Genomic DNA, 19,558 nt, shown 5'->3' with positions numbered 1-19,558 from the left:
GGGACCTGAGCCGTGTTTTTCGTTCGTTGGCCTTCCCGCTTATTTGGAGTACGCGTCCTCCGGTCCGGCGGCCTTCTCCTTGTGGTGGGGGATGTACTTCTTATCGTCCAGACCGGGGATGAAGAGGTACTTCCGGATCAGGAACAGGATGCCGATCGCCACCACCATGATGAGGTTCTCGATCGCGTTGGTGTGCTCGATCACCATCTGGCGGGCGATGGCGAAGAGGAGCACCTCCACCACGGAGCTCATGGTGTGGCGGCTGAGCATCTTCAGGAACTCGATGCCGATGACCACGGTGAAGGCGGTGCCCAGGAACTCCTGGAGCATATCGGTCCCGCCGCCGCTCTGGGCCAGGATGCCCAGCTCGGTCAGCACCGACCAGAGGGACAGGCCGATCGCGGCGATCACGAAGAAGCTCACCAGAAGCTCCAGCGCCTGGGCCACGCGGTAGATGAACATGGGGATGCGCAGTTTCAGAAGGTCTGTATCCATTCGTGTCTCGTTCGTCCTTTCTATGGGCGGAGGGTCGGGGCGTTCGGGGCGGAGCTCACTTCTGGGGCTTGAAGCTGTCCTTCAGGCTCACGGACCGGTCGAACACCAGATGGCCGGGCTTGGAGTCCTTGTTGTCCACGCAGAAATAGCCCTGCCGCAGGAACTGGTAGGAGGCGGGGGCCTCTGCGCCGGCCAGACTGGCCTCCAGCTTGGCGCCCGTCAGGACCTCCAGAGAGTGGGGATCCAGACAGTCCAGGAAATTCTTGTCGCCGCCGTCGGGGTCGGCATCGGAGAACAGGTTGGAGTAGAGCCGGACCTCCGCGTCCACGGCGGTGGCGGCGTCCACCCAGTGGATCGTGGCGCCCTTGATCTTGCGGCCGTCGGCGGGGTCGCCGCCCCGGCTGTCGGGGTCGTACTCGGCGGCGATCTCGGTGACGTTCCCCTGCTCGTCGGTCTCATAGCCCACGCACTTGATGACGTAGGCGCCCTTCAGGCGGCACTCGGGCCCCTCGGGGTAGAGACGCTTGTACTTGGGCGCCGGGGCGGGCAGGAAGTCCTCCGCCTCGATATACAGCTCCCGGGAGAACGTGACCTCGCGGGTGCCGTCCTCGGGCCGGTTGGGGTTGTTCTCTACGGTGAAGGTCTCGCTCTGGCCTGCGGGATAGTTGGTGATGACCAGCTTCACCGGGTGCAGGACGGCCATGCGGCGCTGGGCGGTCTCGTTCAGGTCCTCCCGCAGACAGTGCTCCAGGAAGGAGAACTCCACGGTGGAGGCGGCCTTGCTCACGCCGTTGCGCTCGGAGAAATTGCGGATGGCCCGGGGGGTGTAGCCCCGGCGGCGCAGGCCGCACAGGGTGGGCATCCGGGGGTCGTCCCAGCCGGAGACCTTGCCCTCCTCCACCAACTGGCGGAGCTTGCGCTTGCTCATGACGGTGTAGTTGATGCCCAGCCGGGCGAACTCGATCTGGCGGGGATGGGAGGGCACGTCGCAGTGGGCGATGACCCACTCGTACAGGGGCCGGTGGTCCTCGAACTCCAGCGAACACAGGGAGTGGGTGATGCCCTCCAGGGCGTCCTCCAGGGGATGGGCGAAGTCATACATGGGGTAGATGCACCACTTGTCCCCCTGCCGGTGGTGGCGCATATGGTTGATGCGGTAGAGGACCGGGTCCCGCATATTGAAGTTGCCGCTGGCCAGGTCGATCTTGGCCCGCAGGGTGTACTTGCCGTTGGGGAACTCGCCGGCCTTCATCCGGGCGAACAGGTCCAGGGACTCCTCCACGGGCCGGTCCCGCCAGGGGGAGCGGGCGGGGGTGTTCACGTCGCCCCGGTATTCCCGGAACTCCTCGGGGGTCAGTTCGCAGACATAGGCCAGGCCCTTCTTGATGAGGCCCACGGCCTGCTCATACATCTGGTCGAAGTAGTCGGAGGCGAAGAAGAACCGGTCGCCCCAGTCGTAGCCCAGCCAGTGGATGTCCTCCTGGATGGCCTCCACATACTCCACGTCCTCCTTGGTGGGATTGGTGTCGTCCATGCGGAGGTTGCACAGGCCGCCGTACTTCTCGGCGGTGCCGAAATCCACGAAGATGGCCTTGGCGTGGCCGATGTGCAGGTAGCCGTTGGGCTCCGGCGGGAAGCGGGTATGGACGGTCATGCCTTGGAACTGACCGCCCTGCGCGATATCCTCATCAATGAAATCATGGATAAAGTTCTGGGCCATCACAGGGCCGTTCCGTTCGTCAGGCATGTCATTCACTCCATTCATAGTTCCGCCGTCCAGCCCCCCTCCGAGGGCGGACAGACGGTTTTTTTATTATATACTGCCCGCCCCCGGTTTGGCAAGCCCCACACGCCCCGCTCTCAACGCTCGTTGAACAGCGCGGCGGCCCGGGCGGTCCGAGCCCTCCCCTTCCCCCGGCGGAAGCTCTCCCCGGAGAACCGAAGGGGGGCGCACATCTCCAGCACCCGGTCATAGATCCGCCGCTCCTCCAGCCCGGAGGCCTCCCGCAGCGCGGACAGGGGCAGGTTGGTGGTCACCAGCATGGGCCGCCCGGACAGGAGCCGCCGGTCCACCAGGTCCAGTACCCGCTCCCGGCCATAGCTGGTGGAACGCTCCGCCCCCAGGTCGTCCAGCAGGAGCAGGCCGCACTCCGTCAGGCCCCGGAGGTACCGCTCCCGTTCCTCGCCCCGGGCGTTCTGCATCCGGTCCACCATCTGGGAGCAGGACACGCAACGGACGGACACCTCCCGGTCGATCAGGGCGTTGGCGATGCACCCGGCGGCAAAGGTCTTGCCCGTGCCCACGTCCCCGAAGAGCAGCAGGCCGATCTGCTCCCGGGAGAAGTCGTCCCAGCGGCAGGCGTACTGCCGCGCCTTCTCCAGCGCAGGCGTCCGCACCGGCGCGGTCTCGAAGCGCCACCCCTCCCCCGGCAGATCCCGGAAGGCCTCCGCCCGCAGGCGCTGGATCCTGTTCCGGCGGAGGCGTTCCCGGTCCTCCACCTCCCGCTGTTCCCGCTCCTGGGCGGCGCAGGGGCACTCGGCGGGGCGGCGGTCCATGCCGGTGAAGGCCCGCACCTCCGCCGGGAACCAGGCCTCCTTGGCGCCCCCGCACTTGCCGCAGTGCCGGAGCCCGTCCGCCGGGTCGATGTAGTCCCCCCGGTCCCGCACCGGTCCGGCGTCGGCCCCGGACCGACAACGCTCCACGCTCACAGGCATTCCCCCTCCTCGTAGACCTCGTCGTAGTCGTAGTCACGGCTCGTGCGGAAGCGGCCTCTCCCGGTCCCCGCGCACCGGTATCCGGCTGCGCATCCATCCGTTTGGGACCCGGAGGCATCCTCCGCCAGCCACTTGCGCAAGACGGCGGCGTGGTCGGCATAGCGTTTCCCGCTGACGGCCATGTACACAGAAAGGCGTTCGATGTGCCCCCGATACCGGTCCGGGAAGTCGGTCTGTAAACGCTCCAGCTCTTCCTCCGTGAGCCTGACGTTTCGATACTCCCCCAGCCGATGGGCGGGCGCGTCCCTTCTCTCTCCCTCAGTCTGCTTCTCCTCAGTCTGTTTTCTCTCAGTATTACTAGGAGGCAAAAACTGCGCATCCGGACGTGCAGTCTCCTGCGTATCCATGGCGCAGATCTTGCGCGTTGGATGTACCATATCCTGCGCATCCAGTCCCGCAGAGGACTTGGTGTCATCCGGCATCTGGAGATAGATCCGGCTGGGCTGGCTCCACCCCCTTCTGGTCCGGGTGAGGAGCTCCGCCCGTTCCAGCTCGGATAACGCGCTGTTCACCGTCCGCTCGCTCCGGCCCAGGTCCCGGGCTATGTCCCGGATCGGATAGACGAGGAACACCCGTCCCGACGGGTCCACCCACTCGTCCGACCGCTGGGAGAGGGTGGTCCGGTTCAGGAGCAGTCCGTACAGCAGCTTGGCGTTCACGGACAGCTCCAGCCCTAATAAGAACCGGGGCAGGGGCAGGAAGGAAGGTAAGGGCGTGTCTTTTCGGTAGTATCTCATAAGGACCTCCTGTGATCGGATCGAGGCCCGTCTCTCCGGGACGGCCCTCTCACCGGTGGTCTCCCAGAGGCCCTTTGTAGGACGCGGACGTACATCTTTCCGCAAAAATATTTTGAAATTTTAGGGCAAATTACAGACATTGGATCGGCTGTAGTATTTTTAAACAACGTGTGTTAGACTACTGTTATACAAATCGAAATTTATAAAGGAGAATATTGATGAAATTATTTTTATGTTCGCACTTTTCAAGTGTAGGAAGTCTGATAAAGGAAGAAATCGAAAATAAGAAAGTCGCATTCATTCCAACAGCTTCACTGCGTGAAGGCTACACCGGTTATGTCGGCTCGGCTCGAAAATTATTCAAAAAGTTGGGAGCGATCATAACTGAAATTGATATTTCAACGGAGGCTTATTCAACGATACAGTCTGTTTTTGAAGAAGCAGATGTAATATATTTTACCGGCGGAAATTCTTTCTTTCTTATGGACCAGCTCCGTAAAACGGGAACTGATGGACTGCTGAAAAAGGAATTGGCAAATGGAAAATTGATGATCGGCGAGTCGGCAGGCGCAATTATATGCGCTCCAAACATCCAATATATCGAGCAAATGGATGAAAAGCCGGAGGACTACTCACAAGAAGATGATGCAGGGATCGATTTGATCGATTTCTATGTTCTTCCGCATTATCTTACAGCACCATTTAAGAAAGTTACCGAGAAAATAATGACTGAGTTTTCGGATTTGAATCTATGCCCGATCAACAACCGTCAGGGAATTGTAATTGATGGTGAAGATCCAAAGGTCATTTGCAAAGACTAATTTGAAAATTCCAGTTTGTCAACTACAAGTGACATTGAAAGAGTCAGCCCATTCAAGGTGCTGGCTCTTTCAAAAATTCCATTCTAATAAATTGCATGATAACTTAGAGCAAAAATGAATACCCATTGGCCGGAAATGAATAGAAAATGAATAAAAGTGTGGTGTTTCGTATAATTATGAGTTAGTATGCATCAGACACACTTTTGTAAAAAGGGAGAAATTTTTCAGATCCTTCGGGGGCCGCCCCCCCACGTCCCACGGTCCGCGCTCCGCTTGACTTCTCTCCCCTCTCTGCCCTAAAATAGAGGACATCCAACGAAAGAAAGCGTGAGCCCCTTATGATGGAAAGCCTGATGTTCAGTTTGAACGGCACGCTCCCCGTGTTCCTGGTCATCGCCCTCGGCTATGTGCTGAAGCAGATCGGGCTGCTCAACAACGAGTTCGTGGCCGTGTCCAACAAGTTCAACTTCAACGTGATCCTCCCCCTCCTGCTCTTCAAGGACATGGCGGAGAGCGACCTGCGTACCGGCTTCGACGGGAAGCTGGCGGGCTTCTGCGCCCTCTCCACCACCATCGCCTTCTTCGCCATCTGGCTCTTTGCCAGGCGTTTCCTGAAGGACAAGAGCATGGTGGGCGCCTTCGTCCAGGCCAGCTACCGGTGCAGTGTGGCGGTCATGGGCGTGGCCCTGATGGTCAACCTCTACGGCGACGCGGGCCCCGCCCCCATGATGATCGTCGGCAGCGTGCCCCTCTTCAACATCTACGCCGTGCTGGTCCTCAGTGTGGAGGGGACGCGGACGGACCGCTCCGGCCCCTCCATCGCCTCCACCGTGAAGGGCATCGTCACCAACCCCCTGCTGATCGGCATCGCTCTGGGCTCCGTCGTCTCCCTGCTGGGCATCCAGTTCCCCACCATCCTCAACAAGACCATCGCCTCCGTGTCCTCTCTGGCCACGCCTCAGGCGCTGATCTGCATCGGCGCCGGGTTCGAGGGGCGCAAGGCCCTCTCCAAGCTGGGCCCCACCTTCGCCGCCAGCCTCGTCAAGCTGGTGGTCCTCCCCGCCGTGTTCCTGCCGGCGGCGGTGGCCCTGGGCTTCCGGGACGCCTCTCTGGCCTGCCTCGTCATCCTGCTGGGCAGCGCCACCACCCCCACCAGCTACGTCATGGCCGAGCGCATGGGCAACGACGGGGTGCTGACCTCCAGCGTCATCGTGCTGACCACCCTGCTCTCTGCCCTGACCCTGACCTTCTGGCTCTTCCTCCTGCGCTCCGCGGGATATCTGGCCTGAGAGGAGGGCGCGCTATGAGGATCCTGCTGGCCCGCCACGGGCAGACCGACTGGAACGCCGCCGGGCGCATCCAGGGACAGAGCGACACCCCCCTCAACGCCGCCGGGCAGGCACAGGCCGCCGCCCTGGCCCGCCGCCTCATCGCCGCCGGAGAGCGGCCGGAGCGGCTCTGCGCCAGCCCCAAGCGCCGGGCCTTCCAGACCGCCCAGACCGCCGGGGCCCTCCTGGGGCTGGTCCCGGAGCCGGTGGACGCCCTGGAGGAGATCTCCTTCGGCCACTGGGAGGGCACTAGCTGGCCGGACATCCGCCTGCGCTGGCCGGAGGAGTTCGCCCGCTATCAGGCCGACCGCCTCGGCATGGCGCCGGAGGGGGGCGAGTCCTTCCGTGCCATGCTGGACCGGGCGCTCCCGGCGCTGGAAGCCATCGCCGCCGGGCCGGAGGAGACCGTGCTGGTGGTGAGCCACTCCGCCGTGATCAAGGGCGTGGTCTGCTGGCTCTCCGGCTGGGACTTCGCCGTCATGGGCAGGGGGCTCCATCTGGGCAACGCCCAGTGGGCCGAGCTGGACACGGACCGGCTCCAAAGCTGGGGCTGGGGCGGCGCCCCGGACGGTTCGGTGAAATTGCCCATTGCCAAGGCCGATGGGATATGATAGTATTTCAACAAAGGCACTTCGCAAGAGAAACGCCGGCATAGTACGCGAACAAGGGCGTTCCGTCTCCCCGTCTGCGAGGGGAGAGGAGCGCCTTTTCCAGTCCGGTCCGGCATCCGATATCCAACTTTATCCGTGAAAGGGGAACCGATCCATGGCACTGACCAAGGAAGACATCATCCGCATCGTCAAAGAAGAGGACATCAAATTCGTCCGTATGCAGTTCGCCGACATCTTCGGCCAGCTGAAGAACGTGGCCCTCACCGCCTCGCAGGTGGAGAAGGCCGTCAATAACCAGATCATGTTCGACGGCTCCTCCGTGGAGGGCTTCGTCCGCATCGACGAGTCCGACCAGTGCCTCTATCCCGATCTGGACACCTTCACCATCTTCCCCTGGCGGCCCCAGTTCGGCAAGACCGCCCGCCTGATCTGCGACGTCCACAACACCGACGGCTCCGCCTTCATGGGCGACCCCCGCAACGTGCTGAAGCGGATGATCGGCAAGATGCAGGCCATGGGCTTCGACACCTTCAACGTGGGCCCCGAGTGCGAGTTCTTCCTGTTCAAGACCGACGAGCAGGGCAATCCCACCACCGAGACCAACGACGAGGCCGGCTACTTCGACCTGGGCCCCCTGGACCACGGCGAGAACACCCGCCGTGAGATCTGCCTGAACCTGGAGGAGATGGGCTTCGAGATCGAGGCCAGCCACCACGAGAACGCCGCCGGCCAGCACGAGATCGACTTCAAGTACGCCGACGCCCTCACCGCCGCCGACAACATCATGACCTTCAAGCTGGCCGTCAAGATCCTGGCCCAGAAGAACGGCCTCCACGCCACCTTCATGCCCAAGCCCATCTTCGGCGTGTGCGGCTCCGGCATGCACATCAATATGTCCCTCTTCCAGGACGGCAAGAACGTGTTCTACGATCCCAGCGACCGCCGGGGCCTGTCCAAGACGGCGTACAGCTTCATCGCCGGCGTGCTGGAGCACGTGAAGGGCATCTCCGCCATCACCAACCCGCTGGTCAACTCCTACAAGCGTCTGGTGCCCGGCTACGAGGCCCCCTGCTATCTGGCCTGGTCCGCCTCCAACCGGTCCGCCCTGATCCGCATCCCCGCCGCCCGGGGCCAGTCCACCCGGGTGGAGCTCCGCTCCCCCGATCCCTCCTGCAACCCCTATCTGGCGCTGGCGGTCTGCCTGGCCGCCGGTCTGGACGGCATCGAGCGCGGCCTGACCCCGCCCGCCGAGATCACTGAGAACATCTACGCCATGGACGACGCCTCCCGCGCCGCCCACGGCATCGAGAACCTGCCCGACTCCCTGTCCAGCGCCATCAAGGAGCTGGAGAAGGACCAGCTCCTCATGGATGCCCTGGGCAGCCACGTCTCCTCCTACTACATCGAGGGCAAGCGCAAGGAGTGGTACGAGTACAAGACCCGCGTCAGCTCCTGGGAGCGGGAGAAGTACATCACGCTGTACTGAGCCGAGCAGGGCTCTGTCCCCCGCGCCCCTTCTCCTTCCCCTTCCACCATCTCCCTCTACTGCGGGACTCGCCGCGTCCCCGCGCATCCCATCCGGCAGCAGAGCATACACTGAACCAGCGGGAGCTGATCGCACGTGGAACGTATCGTCATCGCCTTTGAACAGGACTCGACCAGTCAGAAGATCCGCCGTCTTTTGGAGAGCGCCGGCGGGGCCCGGCCCCTCTGCTGCCACACGGCGGCGGAGGTCAAGACCCTCCTGGCCCAGCAGAGGATCCCCACCGTCATCTGCGGCTTCAAGCTGCCGGACGGCACGGCGGAGGAGCTCTTCTTCGACCTGCCCGCCGGGCGGAGCATGCTGCTCATCGCCTCGGAGAGCCTGCTGAGCCTCTGCTGGAGCGACCCCCGGCTGGTCTGCCTCTCCACGCCCCTGACCCGGAGCGGCCTGATCGACGGCGTGCGGCAGGCCCTCCAGGCCGCCGAGGCGGACCTGCGTCCCGCCCGGAGCGAGGAGGAGGAGGTCCTGATCCGTCTGGCCAAGGAGCGCCTGATGGCGCGGTCCCACATCAGCGAGGAGCAGGCCCACCGCCTGCTCCAGAAGAAGAGCATGGAGAGCGGACGGAAGCTCTCCGCCACCGCCCGCCTCCTGCTGGAGGAGGACTGACCGGCCGCTCCCGCCATCCGGGGAGGAGGTCCCATATGCGCTTCACCAAGATGCAGGGCCTGGGCAACGACTATGTGTATGTGGATGGCACGAAAGAGGATATGGCGGCGGATCTGCCCGGCCTGGCCCGGCGGGTCTCTGACCGCCGCTTCGGCATCGGGGCCGACGGACTCATCTGGGTGGGGCCGTCGGCCCTTGCCGATATCCGGATGCGGATCTTCAACGCCGACGGCTCCGAGGGGGAGATGTGCGGCAACGGCCTCCGGTGTGCCGGGGCCTTCGCCCGGGCCCGGGGGCTGGTCCTCCGGGACCGGATGACGGTGGAGACGCTGGCCGGGCTCCGGTCTCTGGTCCTCCACCGGGCCGGCGGGGCCGTCGTCTCCGCCACGGCGGACATGGGCGTCCCCCGCTGGGGTCCGGAGCGGACGCTCCGGGGGCCGGACGGTCCCCTGACGGTGCGCCCGGTGTCTGTGGGCAACCCCCACGCGGTCCTCTGGTGCGCCGACCCGGCGGCGGTGGACGTGGCCCGTCTTGGGCCCGTCGTGGAGCGGCACCCCAGCTTCCCCCGCCGGACCAACGTGGAGTTCGCGGCGGTCCTCTCCCCCCGGCGGCTCCGCCTGCGGGTGTGGGAGCGGGGCAGCGGGGAGACTCCGGCCTGCGGCACAGGGGCCTGCGCCGTCCTGACCGCCGCCGTCCTGGCCGGACGGGCCGCCCGGGACACCGAGGTGGAGGCGGAGCTCCCCGGCGGGACCCTCGCCCTCCGCTGGGCCCGGGACGGGCACCTCTCCCTGACCGGCCCCGTGGCCGCCGTGTTCGAGGGGGAGTTCCCCATAGAGACATGAGGAAAGCGCTCTGGCCGTCCGGTCTGGATGGTCAGGGCGCTCTGCTTTCTGCTTTGGGTCGGATAGGCCGCCCCACGGGGCAGGGGGATGTCCTCGCCGGACGGGCCGCCTGCTCGGCGGGAGCCCCCTTTCTTTTTCTCCCATGAGAAAAAGAAAGAGGGGAAAGAAAAAGAATGCCAGAGGGGGACAGTCGATCCCCCTCTGGACTCCCCCCAATGCGTCCCCGGCTGGCGTTCGAAGGCGGCAGGTCCCGCGCGAGCATGGCAGCATACACACGTTTGCCCGGCGCTCCCGACGGACGTTTTTTGGCTCAAAAGACAAGATGGCCCGGTCGCTTCGAAGAGCGTGACTGGAAGCCATCCGCGACGAGGATAGAGGCCGGACGAGCAAATCGGGAGGAAACGAGCGCATAGGGGGTGTCCAGAGGGGAGGCCCGCCCCCTCTGGCACTCTTTTTCTTTCCCCCGTTTCTTTTTCTGGCGCCCAGAAAAAGAAATGGGGCGCTGCCCGCGCAGGGCGCCCGTCCGGCGAGGACATCCCCCGTCCCGCCCCCGTGGGCGGGATCACTCACTCATCCAGCGCCAGCGCGGCCTGCTTGATGACCTCCACGGTCTCCTCGATGCCGATCCGGCTGTTGACACACAGGTCATAGTTGCCCATCTCGCCCCACTTCTTGCCGGCGAAATGGTTGTAGTAGGAGGCGCGGTACCGGTCCTGACGGGTCACATAGCTCTCCAGATGGACCGCCTCCACGTGGTACTCCTCCCTCGCCCGGCGGACCCGCTCGTCCAGCGGGGCCATGACGAACACCCGCAGGCAGTGGGGGCAGTCGTCCAGCACATAGTCGGCGCACCGGCCCACGATCACGCAGGGCCCCTTCTGAGCCGCCTCCTTGATGATCTTGGACTGGGCGATGAACACCTGATCCGGCAGAGGCAGGGTCTGGGTCATGTTGTAGAGGTCGAACATGAAGCTGCCCGTGGGACGGGCCTCCGTCTGTCGGATGTAGTTCTCGGTGAGGCCGGTCTGCTCCGCCACCTTCTCGATCAGCTCCTTGTCATAGTAGGGGATCCCCAGCTCCTCCGAGAGCCTCTGGGCGATGATCCGGCCGCCGGAGCCGTACTGCCGGCCGATGGAAATGATGGTCTGTTTCATAGAACGACACCTCCTTTGTGGGTCCCATTATAGCACAGCTTGGCGGATATGTCCAATTTTTCCATCCAAGACCCGTCCTGATCCGTCCTTCTGTCTCACATGAGCCGCAGGATCTCCCGCTTGAGCCGGGCGATGATGCGCTTCTCCAGCCGGGAGATGTAGGACTGGGAGATGCCGAGCTGGTCGGCCACCTCCTTCTGGGTCCGCTCCTGCCGCCCGCCCAGGCCGAAGCGCAGGTCGATGATGGTCCGCTCCCGGGGCTCCAGCGTCTCCAGGGCTTTGGCCAGGAGCTGGCGGTCCACGTCCTCCTCGATGGGCCGGACCACCAGGTCGCTCTCGGTGCCCAGGATGTCGGAGAGGAGGAGCTCGTTGCCGTCCCGGTCTGTGTTCAGCGGCTCGTCGAGGGACACCTCCGTCCGGCGGTTGGCGGTCTTGCGCAGGTACATGAGGATCTCGTTCTCGATGCACCGGGAGGCGTAGGTGGCCAGCTTGATGTTCTTGGCGGGCTGGTAGGTGGACACCGCCTTGATGAGCCCGATCGTGCCGATGGAGATCAGGTCCTCCAGCCCCACGCCGGTGTTCTCGAAGCGGCGGGCCAGATAGACCACCAGCCGCAGGTTGTGCTCGATGAGGCGGGCCTTGGCGGACTCGTCCCCCTGGGCCAGACGGGCGGTCAGCTCGCCCTCCTCCGCCCGGGACAGGGGCGTTGGGAGCACGTCGCTCCCGCCGATGTACATGATCTTCCCCGGCAGGAGCAGGTCCAGCCGGGCCAGAGCCTCCAGCAGCTTCTCCTGGAGGCGCAGAGCCAGAGCCATGTCGTTCCTCTCCTTTCTCACTGGGCGCCGATCAGGGCGGAACAGCACCCGCCGTCGGACACCGGCGTGGGGGACAGGGCCGCCAGAAGCGCTCCCATCTCCTCCTCCCCCACCCGGACCCCGTCGGTGCGCACCGCCAGCAGCAAGCCCTGCTCCACCCCCACCGCCCGGTAGGGCAGGAGCCGGAGCCGCTTCCCCAGCGGGCCGCTCCCCAGCCGCTCCAGGCCCCGCACCGGGTCCCGCAGGTCGGCGGGCTCCGGCACGGCCTCCGGCGGGAAGAGGGCCCTCAGCCGCTCCCCCTCCGCCACCAGCACGGTCCGGCCCGTCACCGGGTCGGTGAGGGTGTGCCCCGTGTCCACCAGCGTGGTGAGGGACACGCTCCGCCCCTCCAGCCGCACCACGGCGGTGCGGAGCGTCCGGGGGCTGTCCCCGGCGGACCGGCGGAGCACCACTCCCAGCAGGGCATAGCACCCCGCCGCCGACAGCAGGATGACCCGCAGGTCCATGCCGGACCAGAAGAGGACCCCGTTCCGCAGGCCCATCCCCCGGCCGCCCAGCAGGGCCGCGGCGAAGATGCCCCCGCCGAAGGCGGCGGACACGGCGAAGAACACCAGGCTCACCCGCAGGAGCCGCCGGCTCCCGCCGTAGGCGGTCAGGAGCAGCAGCACCGCCGCCCCCAGCCGACAGAGCGGGTGCGCGAGGAAGCCCAGCCCGGGCAGGAACACCGCCCCGGCGTACAGCCCGCCCAGCAGGGCCCCCGCCCCCAGCCGGAGCCGCCGGAGAGGCTCCCCCGCCACCCGTCCCGCCGCCAGCAGGAGCAGATAGTCCATGACGCCGTTGAGCAGGACCAGCGCGTCCAGATACACCACCGTCATCCCACCATCTCCTTCCCGCCGATGGGCCTATTATACGGCCCGTCCGGCGGGGAACTTGTCAAAAAACGGGAGGCCCATCCCCGACCGGCCTCCCGTCCCCATGTATATAAAAACGCCCGTCCCCTTCGCTGATGAAGGGACGGGCGTTCTTTGGTCCGGTCCGGTATGCTGTCATGCCTCCGCCGGCGGGGCCACTTCCGGCTCCTGTGTGGGGTCCGGCTCCTGCGAGGGAGCGGGGGTGGGCTCGTCCCCGCCGCCGGGCTCATCGCTGGGCTCCGGCGAGGGGGCCTCCGCCGTGGGCCAGGTACTGGGGTCGTCGATGTCGAAGCCCGGATAGAGGCTGGCCGGGGGCCAGGTGCTCTCGTCGGACGGGTCGAACGTGGACGGGTCGTAGGAGGCGGGCGGAGCGCTGGTGTGGACTGTGCAGGTGCCCTGCGCCTCCACATACTCCAGCCGGCTGGCGCTGTCCCGGGCGCTGGCGCCCATGGAGTCCCGCTGGAAGCTGGGATAGGAGACGGTCCGCAGGTCCTCCTCCGGGCAGTAGTCCCCGGCCAGCTGACCGCTCTCGGAGCAGATCTGCACTGTGCTGGTGTGGACGTCGCAGTAGTCGGTGGGCTGGTCGCCGTTGAAGAAGTAGGCGGCCTGCACCCGGCTGCCCCGGGGATCCAGCAGGCAGTTGGCCCCGGCCTTCTTCCCGCTGTCCAGACAGATGTTCACCGTCACCAGGCCGTCCGGGGCGTCGAAGTCCTTGTCGGACAGGCCCTCATGGATGGGCTGCATGACCTTCCGCCACAGCTGGGCCGCCGGGTTGGTGGAGCCGTTGTTGATGCGCTCCGGATGGTCGGCATAGCCGGTCCAGACGGCGGCGGTGTAGTACGGGGAGTAGCCCACGAACCAGCGGTCCTTGTAATCGTTGGTGGAGCCGGTCTTGCCCGCGATGGTCATGCCGCTGAAGTTGGCCTCCCGGCCGGTGCCTACCCCGTTGGGGCTCTTGATCACGTTCTCCAGCATGGAGTTGATATACCAGGCGGTGGTGGCCTTCACGGCGCTCTCCTGCTCCGGCTCGGTGTGGTCCAGCAGGACGATCTCCTGGCCGTCCTTCTCCTGGGTCACCTTGGTGTAGGTGCGGGGGGCCTGATAGACGCCGTTCCGGGGGAACACGGAGTAGGCCGCCGCCATATCCATGACCGTGGCGCCCTTGGTCAGGCCGCCCAGGGCCAGCTGGGCCAGGCCCTCGTCGTTGCTCTTGGCGCTGTCGGCGGCGGTGACGAGGGTGCTCAGGTGGAACTTGTCCTGGAGGTACTCCATGGAGGTGCGGATGCCCAGATCCTGGATGATCCGGGCGGGGATGGTGTTGGCGGACTGCTCCACGGCCTTGCTGACCAGCTCACGGCCCCAGTAGTAGCCGTAGGAGTTGGAGGGCCAGGCGGAGCCGTTCAGCTCCAGCACCGGGGTATCGTCCAGCACCGAGCTTGGGGTGATGAGCCCCCGGTCGAGCGCCGGGGCGTAGGCGGAGAGGGGCTTGATGGAGGAGCCGGGCTGACGGCGGCTCATGGTGGCCATGTTGAGGACCTGGTTGGCGGTCTTTTCGCCCATGGCGCCGGCCATGGCCACCACCTTCCCGTCCGCGTCCAGCACCACCATGGCGGACTCCAGCGGCTCGCCCCGGGAGGAGGTCTGGGGCAGGTTGCTCCGGTCCAGATAGACCGAGTCCACCACGCTCTGCACGTCCGGGTCGATGCAGGCGTAGATCTTCAGGCCGCCGCTGTACACCATGTTGCTGGCCACCTCGTCGGTGTACTCATACTGGGCCTTCAGGTCCCGGATCACGTCCCGGACCACCTGCTCGGCGTACCAGCTCAGCACGTTGGTGGTGCTCGTGTCGGCGTCACCGGAGCCCTTGGTGAAGGTGAGCCCCGCCTTGACCTCCGCCACGGCCTGATCGTGCCGGGCCTGGTCGATCTTGCCCTGGTCCAGCATGGCGTCCAGCGCCAGCAGGGCCCGTTTGGCGTTGTTGTCCGGGTGGAGATAGGGGTTGTAGAGCGAGGGGTTGTTGGTGATGGCGATCAGACTGGCGCATTCCGCCAGAGAGAGCTCCCCCACCGGCTTGCCGAAGTAGTTCTCGGCGGCGGTGGACACGCCGTAGCAGTTCTGGCCCAGATAGATGTAGTTCAGGTAGAGCTCCAGGATCTCCTCCTTGGTGTGGCTCTTCTCGAAGTCCAGGGCCCGGAAGATCTCCAGGATCTTGCGCTTCACCGTCACGTCCTTATACTGGGTCATGTTCTTCAGGAGCTGCTGGGTCAGGGTGGAGCCGCCCTGGATGTCGCTGCCCTTGGCCATGCTGAGGACCGCGTAGCCCGTGCGGATCCAGTCCACGCCGCGGTGGTCGTAGAACCGCTTGTCCTCGATGGCCACGGTGACGTCGATCAGGTCCTTGGGGATCTGGTCATAGGGCACCCACACCCGGTTCTCCGAGCCGTAGAGGGACTGGAGCTCCACCGGCTGTCCGGTCTCCTTGTCCGTGTAGTAAATCGTGCTGGCCAGGGCGGTGGAATAGGCCTGCGCCTCCACATGGGCGTTGGGCAGGATCTCCCGCGTCAGATAGACCGCCCCGAAGCAGGCCAAGAACGCACAGGTCAGGACGCCGATCAGGAAGAAGGTGCCGATGCCCTTCAGGATGCCCCGGAGCACACCGCCTCCCCGTCGGACGGGCTCCCGCCCGCCGCTTCGATTCATCGTTTCTGCCAAAGTGACACCTCCGGTATCGTTTCCCGGCGCCAGACCGGGACGGATGACTGTTCCAGAACTTCGGGGGCCTGTCCCCCCGGTCCCTTTATTATAAGCATCCGAGGGGGGATCGTCCACCCTATATCATGACAGCTCCTCCTGATTTTAGAAAATCGTAAAAAATACGTCCGTCAATGGCTTGCATTTTTCTGCGATACGGGTTACAATAGGGATGCAAAAAGCTCCGCTGTCTGTGGGAGAGCGGAAGACCACAGGAAAGCGGTGAGACGATGAGTGAGGAATTCGGCGGTGAGTTCATCACCCTGACCGACGAGGAGGGCAACGAGTTCGAGCTGGAGTACTGCACCACGGTGGAGTACCAGGGCGCGGTCTATATGGCCTTCCTGACCGTGACAGAGGGCGACGAGGACACCAAGGATCCCGAAGAGGACGAGGACGGCGGTCTGGTCATCCTGAAGGTGGTCAACGTGGACGGCGAGGACCAGCTGGTCACGATCCAGGACTCCGGCGAGATGGACGGCGTCTACGAGGCCGTCATGCAGGACCTCTTCGAGGATGAGGACGAGGAGTGAGCCTCCTCTCCCCCGCCACGGTCGGATAAAACAGATCTATTTTCCTGCTGGGTACGTGATGGGTTCGATTTAAACCCACATTTCTCAAACGGGACGTCCCCTCACAGCGTGGTTTGCAGGCCTCCCGGCCCCTTCATCGGGACACTGGAAGTTGGAAGCAGATAAGCGTTGTGGAGACGACCCACCTGCCATTCGTGCAGGTTTTAAATGTGCTCACACGGCTTTTGCGGGGGCCCCACAGACTTCGGTCTGTGGGGTTTTTATTTTGACTTGGCCGCCGGTCCAGCAGGTCATTTTGACGAAAAACAGCGTATCTGAGTATTGAGAACTGTACGATCTATTTTCGTCCCGGTGGTTGAATGTCATACTGCAATGTGCTAAAATGATACCATTACACGAACAGTTGCTTTTCAGGCACGGACACAAAGAGGGGGAGCACCTTGAAGACACCCAATTATTTCATCGTAGAGACCAGCGCGCTGCCGGAGATCTTCCTGAAAGTGGCGGAGGCCAAGCGCCTTCTGGAGACCGGCGAGGTCAAGACCGTCAACGCCGCCACCCGCAAGGTGGACATCAGCCGGAGCGCCTTCTATAAGTATAAGGACGCGGTGCGCCCCTTCAACGATATGCTCCACGGACGGATCGTCACGTTCCAGATCCTGCTCAAGGATGAGCCGGGCGTCCTCTCCGCGGTCCTGAACGTGTTCGCCCAGAGCGGCGGGAACATCCTGACCATCAACCAGGGCATCCCCTCCAACGGCTGTGCCGCCGTCACCATCGGCGCGGAGACCTCCGGCCTCCTGCTCCCGCTGGAGGAGCTGCTGGCCCAGGCCCTGGCCGTCGAGGGCGTGGTCCGGTGTGAGATCCTGGCCGGCTGAGCATCCTATCGAAGAGAGGTAGAAGCATATGGCAAACGTAGCGATCCTGGGCTATGGCGTGGTGGGCTCCGGCGTGGCCGAGGTCCTGACCGAGAACCGTGAGGGCATCGCCCGCCGCTCCGGCGGGCCGATCGGCCTGTCCTATATCCTGGTCCGCCGGGACTTCCCGGACAGCCCCTTCCGGGACAAGATGGTCCGGGACTTCTCCGTCATCGAGAACGACCCCGGCGTGGACATCGTGGTGGAGGTCATGGGCGGCGTGGGCGCCGCCAAGGACTACACCGAGCGGGCCCTGCGGGCCGGCAAGAGCGTGGTCACCGCCAACAAGGAGCTGGTGGCTGAGCACGGGTGCGAGCTCCTGGAGCTGGCCCGCGCCAACGGCGTGAGTTATCTCTTCGAGGCCAGCGTGGGCGGCGGCATCCCCATCATCCGTCCCCTGAGCCAATGTCTGGCGGCCAATGAGATCGAAGCCATCTCCGGCATCCTGAACGGCACCACCAACTACATCCTGACCCGGATGTCCAAGGGCGGCCTCTCCTTCGCCGACGCGCTGAAGGAGGCTCAGGAGAAGGGCTATGCCGAGGCCGATCCCACCGCCGACATCCAGGGCATCGACGTGTGCCGGAAGATCTGCATCCTGGCCTCTCTGGCCTTCGGGCGGCAGGTCTATCCCCGCCAGGTGGCCACTCAGGGCATCACCGAGGTCACCCTCTTCGACCAGCGCTGGGCCGAGGCGGCGGGCTTCCGCATCAAGCTGCTGGGCCGGGCCCTGCGGCGGGAGGACGGCCGTCTGACCGTCTATGTGGCCCCCCATCTGATCCCGGCGTCCGAGCCTCTGGCCGGTGTGGAGGATGTGTTCAACGCCATCACCGTCCGGGGCAACGCCGTGGGCGAGGTCATGTTCTACGGTCAGGGCGCGGGCAAGCGGCCCACCGCCTCCGCCGTAGTGGCCGACGTGTCCGACATCGTCCGCCGGGGCAAGTCGGCCCGTCCCGCCGTCCAGTGGGGCGAGGGCGCGGAGGACCTGGTGGTCTCCGCCGACGGTCTGGAGAGCCGCTGGTACGTCCGTCTGGCCGATGAAGACGCCTGTCTGCCGGAGGGCGCCGTCACCGTGGAGGACGCTCCGGAGGGCGGATCCGCTTTCCTGATGCCCGCCATGAGCGCGGAGGACCTGAAGGCGGCCCTGGGCGGCCGGGCGGCTGGGCTGGTCCTGCGGGTGCTGGACTGACCGGGCCGGACCGGGACACATAACATAGAAGGAAGAGACATCGCATCCCACGGCCCGGCGGTCAGCCGCCGGCGCTCCGCATTTTCTGACTTAGGGGGACATACACATGGGACTGATCGTACAAAAATTCGGCGGCTCCTCGGTCGCCGACGCGGATAAGATCCGCAACGTGGCCCGCATCATCACCGAGACCTACCGCCGGGGCCACAATGTGGTGGCGGTGCTCTCCGCTCAGGGCGACACCACCGACGACCTCATCGCCAAGGCGGCGGAGATCAACCCGAAGGCATCCAAGCGGGAGATGGATATGCTCCTCTCCACTGGCGAGCAGATCTCCTGCTCCCTGTGCGCTATGGCCATCGAGGCCATGGGCTATCCGGTCATCTCCCTGACCGGCTGGCAGGCGGGCATGAAGACCAACTCCACCTACGGCAACGCCCGCATCAAGCGGGTCAGCACCGAGCGGGTGCTGGCCGAGCTGGACCGCCGGAGCATCGTGATCGTCACGGGCTTCCAGGGCATCAACAAGTATGACGACATCACCACGCTGGGCCGGGGCGGCTCCGACACCTCCGCCGTGGCTCTGGCCGCCGCCCTCCACGCGGACCTGTGCCAGATCTACACCGATGTGGACGGCGTGTACACCGCCGATCCCCGCCATGTGAAGGGCGCCCGCAAGCTGGATGAGATCACCTACGACGAGATGCTGGAGCTGGCCAGTCTGGGCGCCCAGGTCCTGCACAACCGTTCCGTCGAGATGGCCAAGCGCTACAACGTGGATCTGGAGGTCCTCTCCAGCTTCTCCGGTCAGCCGGGCACCAAAGTCAAGGAGGTCACGAAAGATATGGAAAAAGTTTATGTCAGCGGCGTCGCCAAGGATACGGACATCGCCCGGGTGGCGGTCATCGGCCTGCCCGATGAGCCCGGTATCGCCTTCAAGGTATTCTCCATGCTGGGCAAGGAGAAGATCAACGTGGATATCATCCTCCAGTCCATCGGCCGCAACCACACCAAGGACATCAGCTTCACCGTGGGCCACAGCGATATGGAGCGGGTCAAGGCGCTGATGGAGGAGCGCAAGGCCTCCCTGCACTACGACCATGTGGACATCGTGGACAACGTGGCCAAGATCTCCATCGTGGGCGCCGGCATGGTCAACAACTCCGGCGTGGCCTCCCAGATGTTCGAGGCCCTCTACGGCGCGGGCATCAACATCAATATGATCTCCACCTCCGAGATCAAGATCTCCGTGCTGGTGGCCAAGAGCGAGGCCGACCGCGCCGTCCAGGCGATCCACGACCGCTTCTTCTCCCAGTTCGGCAGCCATAACTAAAACTTCTCCGCCCCCGGCGTCCTTTGATGGGACGCCGGGGGCGGTCGTATCCACGGGCGGACCGGCGGATGGGCCAAGTGGGGGGCTCATGCCTTCTACCCCCTCCATCTGACGGCGCTCGGGCTCCTCCAGCGGCTCTTCTCTTGACATCCCACCCGGTCTGGCTCTATGATGGAGGTATCGAACAAGGGCTCCGC

At 64.7% G+C, this 19,558-nt stretch carries 18 protein-coding genes and 1 other RNA gene; 11 read left to right on the top strand and 8 right to left on the bottom strand.

The window, feature by feature from the left end; genetic code table 11:
- Positions 1 to 39 precede the first annotated feature (39 nt).
- From KQI12_RS02780 to KQI12_RS02765, 4 genes are all read right to left on the bottom strand, one after another.
- Positions 40 to 495 carry a phosphate-starvation-inducible PsiE family protein gene (locus KQI12_RS02780; protein WP_216570419.1) on the bottom strand — a complete coding sequence of 152 codons (456 nt, stop codon included), beginning with the start codon at positions 493 to 495 and terminating at the stop codon, positions 40 to 42.
- 55 nt (positions 496 to 550) lie between these two features.
- Positions 551 to 2,242 carry a glutamine--tRNA ligase/YqeY domain fusion protein gene (locus tag KQI12_RS02775; protein WP_216570418.1) on the bottom strand — a complete coding sequence of 564 codons (1,692 nt, stop codon included), beginning with the start codon at positions 2,240 to 2,242 and terminating at the stop codon, positions 551 to 553.
- A gap of 113 nt (positions 2,243 to 2,355) precedes the next feature.
- Positions 2,356 to 3,204, bottom strand: coding sequence for an ATP-binding protein (locus tag KQI12_RS02770; RefSeq protein ID WP_371817933.1), 849 nt, complete (start codon positions 3,202 to 3,204; stop codon positions 2,356 to 2,358).
- Positions 3,201 to 4,007, bottom strand: a complete 807-nt coding sequence (locus KQI12_RS02765) for a replication initiator protein A (protein WP_216570416.1) — start codon at positions 4,005 to 4,007, stop codon at positions 3,201 to 3,203. Before KQI12_RS02765 ends, KQI12_RS02770 begins: the two co-directional genes overlap by 4 nt.
- Positions 4,008 to 4,225: 218 nt before the next feature.
- Between KQI12_RS02765 and KQI12_RS02760 the strand changes: the two genes are divergently transcribed.
- From KQI12_RS02760 to dapF, 6 genes are all read left to right on the top strand, one after another.
- Positions 4,226 to 4,828, top strand: coding sequence for a Type 1 glutamine amidotransferase-like domain-containing protein (locus KQI12_RS02760; RefSeq protein ID WP_216570415.1), 603 nt, complete (start codon positions 4,226 to 4,228; stop codon positions 4,826 to 4,828).
- A 338-nt stretch (positions 4,829 to 5,166) separates the two neighbouring features.
- Entirely contained in the window at positions 5,167 to 6,117 is a 951-nt protein-coding gene (locus KQI12_RS02755) for an AEC family transporter (RefSeq protein WP_371817932.1), read from the top strand.
- Positions 6,118 to 6,131: 14 nt separating this feature from the next.
- Positions 6,132 to 6,767, top strand: a complete 636-nt coding sequence (locus KQI12_RS02750; RefSeq protein ID WP_216570414.1) for a histidine phosphatase family protein — start codon at positions 6,132 to 6,134, stop codon at positions 6,765 to 6,767.
- Positions 6,768 to 6,921: 154 nt separating this feature from the next.
- Positions 6,922 to 8,253: a type I glutamate--ammonia ligase gene (glnA, locus tag KQI12_RS02745; protein WP_216570413.1), complete on the top strand. Its 1,332-nt coding sequence runs from the start codon at positions 6,922 to 6,924 to the stop codon at positions 8,251 to 8,253.
- Positions 8,254 to 8,388: 135 nt separating this feature from the next.
- Positions 8,389 to 8,916 carry an ANTAR domain-containing protein gene (locus KQI12_RS12755; RefSeq protein ID WP_216570412.1) on the top strand — a complete coding sequence of 176 codons (528 nt, stop codon included), beginning with the start codon at positions 8,389 to 8,391 and terminating at the stop codon, positions 8,914 to 8,916.
- A gap of 35 nt (positions 8,917 to 8,951) precedes the next feature.
- The gene (gene dapF, locus KQI12_RS02735; RefSeq protein ID WP_216570411.1) at positions 8,952 to 9,758 is read left to right on the top strand and encodes a diaminopimelate epimerase; all 807 of its coding nucleotides are present in this window, start codon (positions 8,952 to 8,954) and stop codon (positions 9,756 to 9,758) included.
- 566 nt (positions 9,759 to 10,324) lie between these two features.
- On the opposite strand, the gene KQI12_RS02730 is transcribed toward dapF, so the two are convergent.
- The 4 genes from KQI12_RS02730 to KQI12_RS02715 form a co-directional block, all read right to left on the bottom strand.
- On the bottom strand, positions 10,325 to 10,912 hold the full coding sequence (locus KQI12_RS02730; protein WP_216570410.1) for an AAA family ATPase: 588 nt from the start codon (positions 10,910 to 10,912) through the stop codon (positions 10,325 to 10,327).
- Positions 10,913 to 11,007: 95 nt separating this feature from the next.
- Positions 11,008 to 11,727: an RNA polymerase sporulation sigma factor SigE gene (sigE, locus tag KQI12_RS02725; protein WP_216570408.1), complete on the bottom strand. Its 720-nt coding sequence runs from the start codon at positions 11,725 to 11,727 to the stop codon at positions 11,008 to 11,010.
- Between the two features lie 17 nt (positions 11,728 to 11,744).
- Positions 11,745 to 12,602, bottom strand: coding sequence for a sigma-E processing peptidase SpoIIGA (locus KQI12_RS02720; protein WP_216570407.1), 858 nt, complete (start codon positions 12,600 to 12,602; stop codon positions 11,745 to 11,747).
- Positions 12,603 to 12,773: 171 nt separating this feature from the next.
- On the bottom strand, positions 12,774 to 15,350 hold the full coding sequence (locus KQI12_RS02715) for a transglycosylase domain-containing protein (RefSeq protein ID WP_216570405.1): 2,577 nt from the start codon (positions 15,348 to 15,350) through the stop codon (positions 12,774 to 12,776).
- A gap of 269 nt (positions 15,351 to 15,619) precedes the next feature.
- Here KQI12_RS02715 and KQI12_RS02710 point away from each other — a divergent pair, with 269 nt between their 5' ends.
- From KQI12_RS02710 to KQI12_RS02690, 5 genes are all read left to right on the top strand, one after another.
- Complete coding sequence (locus KQI12_RS02710) at positions 15,620 to 15,922, top strand: DUF1292 domain-containing protein (RefSeq protein ID WP_216570404.1); 303 nt, start codon at positions 15,620 to 15,622, stop codon at positions 15,920 to 15,922.
- 38 nt (positions 15,923 to 15,960) lie between these two features.
- A non-coding RNA gene (gene ssrS / locus KQI12_RS02705) (6S RNA) lies at positions 15,961 to 16,159 on the top strand.
- 203 nt (positions 16,160 to 16,362) lie between these two features.
- A complete protein-coding gene (locus KQI12_RS02700; protein ID WP_216570403.1) occupies positions 16,363 to 16,800 on the top strand; it encodes an ACT domain-containing protein in 438 nt (145 codons plus the stop codon).
- A gap of 28 nt (positions 16,801 to 16,828) precedes the next feature.
- Complete coding sequence (locus tag KQI12_RS02695) at positions 16,829 to 18,028, top strand: homoserine dehydrogenase (protein ID WP_216570402.1); 1,200 nt, start codon at positions 16,829 to 16,831, stop codon at positions 18,026 to 18,028.
- A 106-nt stretch (positions 18,029 to 18,134) separates the two neighbouring features.
- Positions 18,135 to 19,361, top strand: coding sequence for an aspartate kinase (locus KQI12_RS02690; RefSeq protein ID WP_216570401.1), 1,227 nt, complete (start codon positions 18,135 to 18,137; stop codon positions 19,359 to 19,361).
- Positions 19,362 to 19,558: the final 197 nt, after the last annotated feature.

It is taken from the genome of Pseudoflavonifractor sp. MSJ-37 (assembly GCF_018917965.1).
Classification (GTDB): domain Bacteria; phylum Bacillota; class Clostridia; order Oscillospirales; family Oscillospiraceae; genus Pseudoflavonifractor_A.
This window is presented reverse-complemented; position numbering and strand designations above follow the sequence as displayed.

Coding starts and splice junctions, on each gene's coding strand:
- KQI12_RS02780 (WP_216570419.1), bottom strand. CDS start 495: ATGGATACAGACCTTCTGAAACTGCGCATCCCCATGTTCATCTACCGC.
- KQI12_RS02775 (WP_216570418.1), bottom strand. CDS start 2,242: ATGCCTGACGAACGGAACGGCCCTGTGATGGCCCAGAACTTTATCCAT.
- KQI12_RS02765 (WP_216570416.1), bottom strand. CDS start 4,007: ATGAGATACTACCGAAAAGACACGCCCTTACCTTCCTTCCTGCCCCTG.
- KQI12_RS02760 (WP_216570415.1), top strand. CDS start 4,226: ATGAAATTATTTTTATGTTCGCACTTTTCAAGTGTAGGAAGTCTGATA.
- KQI12_RS02755 (WP_371817932.1), top strand. CDS start 5,167: ATGATGGAAAGCCTGATGTTCAGTTTGAACGGCACGCTCCCCGTGTTC.
- KQI12_RS02750 (WP_216570414.1), top strand. CDS start 6,132: ATGAGGATCCTGCTGGCCCGCCACGGGCAGACCGACTGGAACGCCGCC.
- glnA (WP_216570413.1), top strand. CDS start 6,922: ATGGCACTGACCAAGGAAGACATCATCCGCATCGTCAAAGAAGAGGAC.
- dapF (WP_216570411.1), top strand. CDS start 8,952: ATGCGCTTCACCAAGATGCAGGGCCTGGGCAACGACTATGTGTATGTG.
- KQI12_RS02730 (WP_216570410.1), bottom strand. CDS start 10,912: ATGAAACAGACCATCATTTCCATCGGCCGGCAGTACGGCTCCGGCGGC.
- sigE (WP_216570408.1), bottom strand. CDS start 11,727: ATGGCTCTGGCTCTGCGCCTCCAGGAGAAGCTGCTGGAGGCTCTGGCC.
- KQI12_RS02720 (WP_216570407.1), bottom strand. CDS start 12,602: ATGACGGTGGTGTATCTGGACGCGCTGGTCCTGCTCAACGGCGTCATG.
- KQI12_RS02710 (WP_216570404.1), top strand. CDS start 15,620: ATGAGTGAGGAATTCGGCGGTGAGTTCATCACCCTGACCGACGAGGAG.
- KQI12_RS02695 (WP_216570402.1), top strand. CDS start 16,829: ATGGCAAACGTAGCGATCCTGGGCTATGGCGTGGTGGGCTCCGGCGTG.
- KQI12_RS02690 (WP_216570401.1), top strand. CDS start 18,135: ATGGGACTGATCGTACAAAAATTCGGCGGCTCCTCGGTCGCCGACGCG.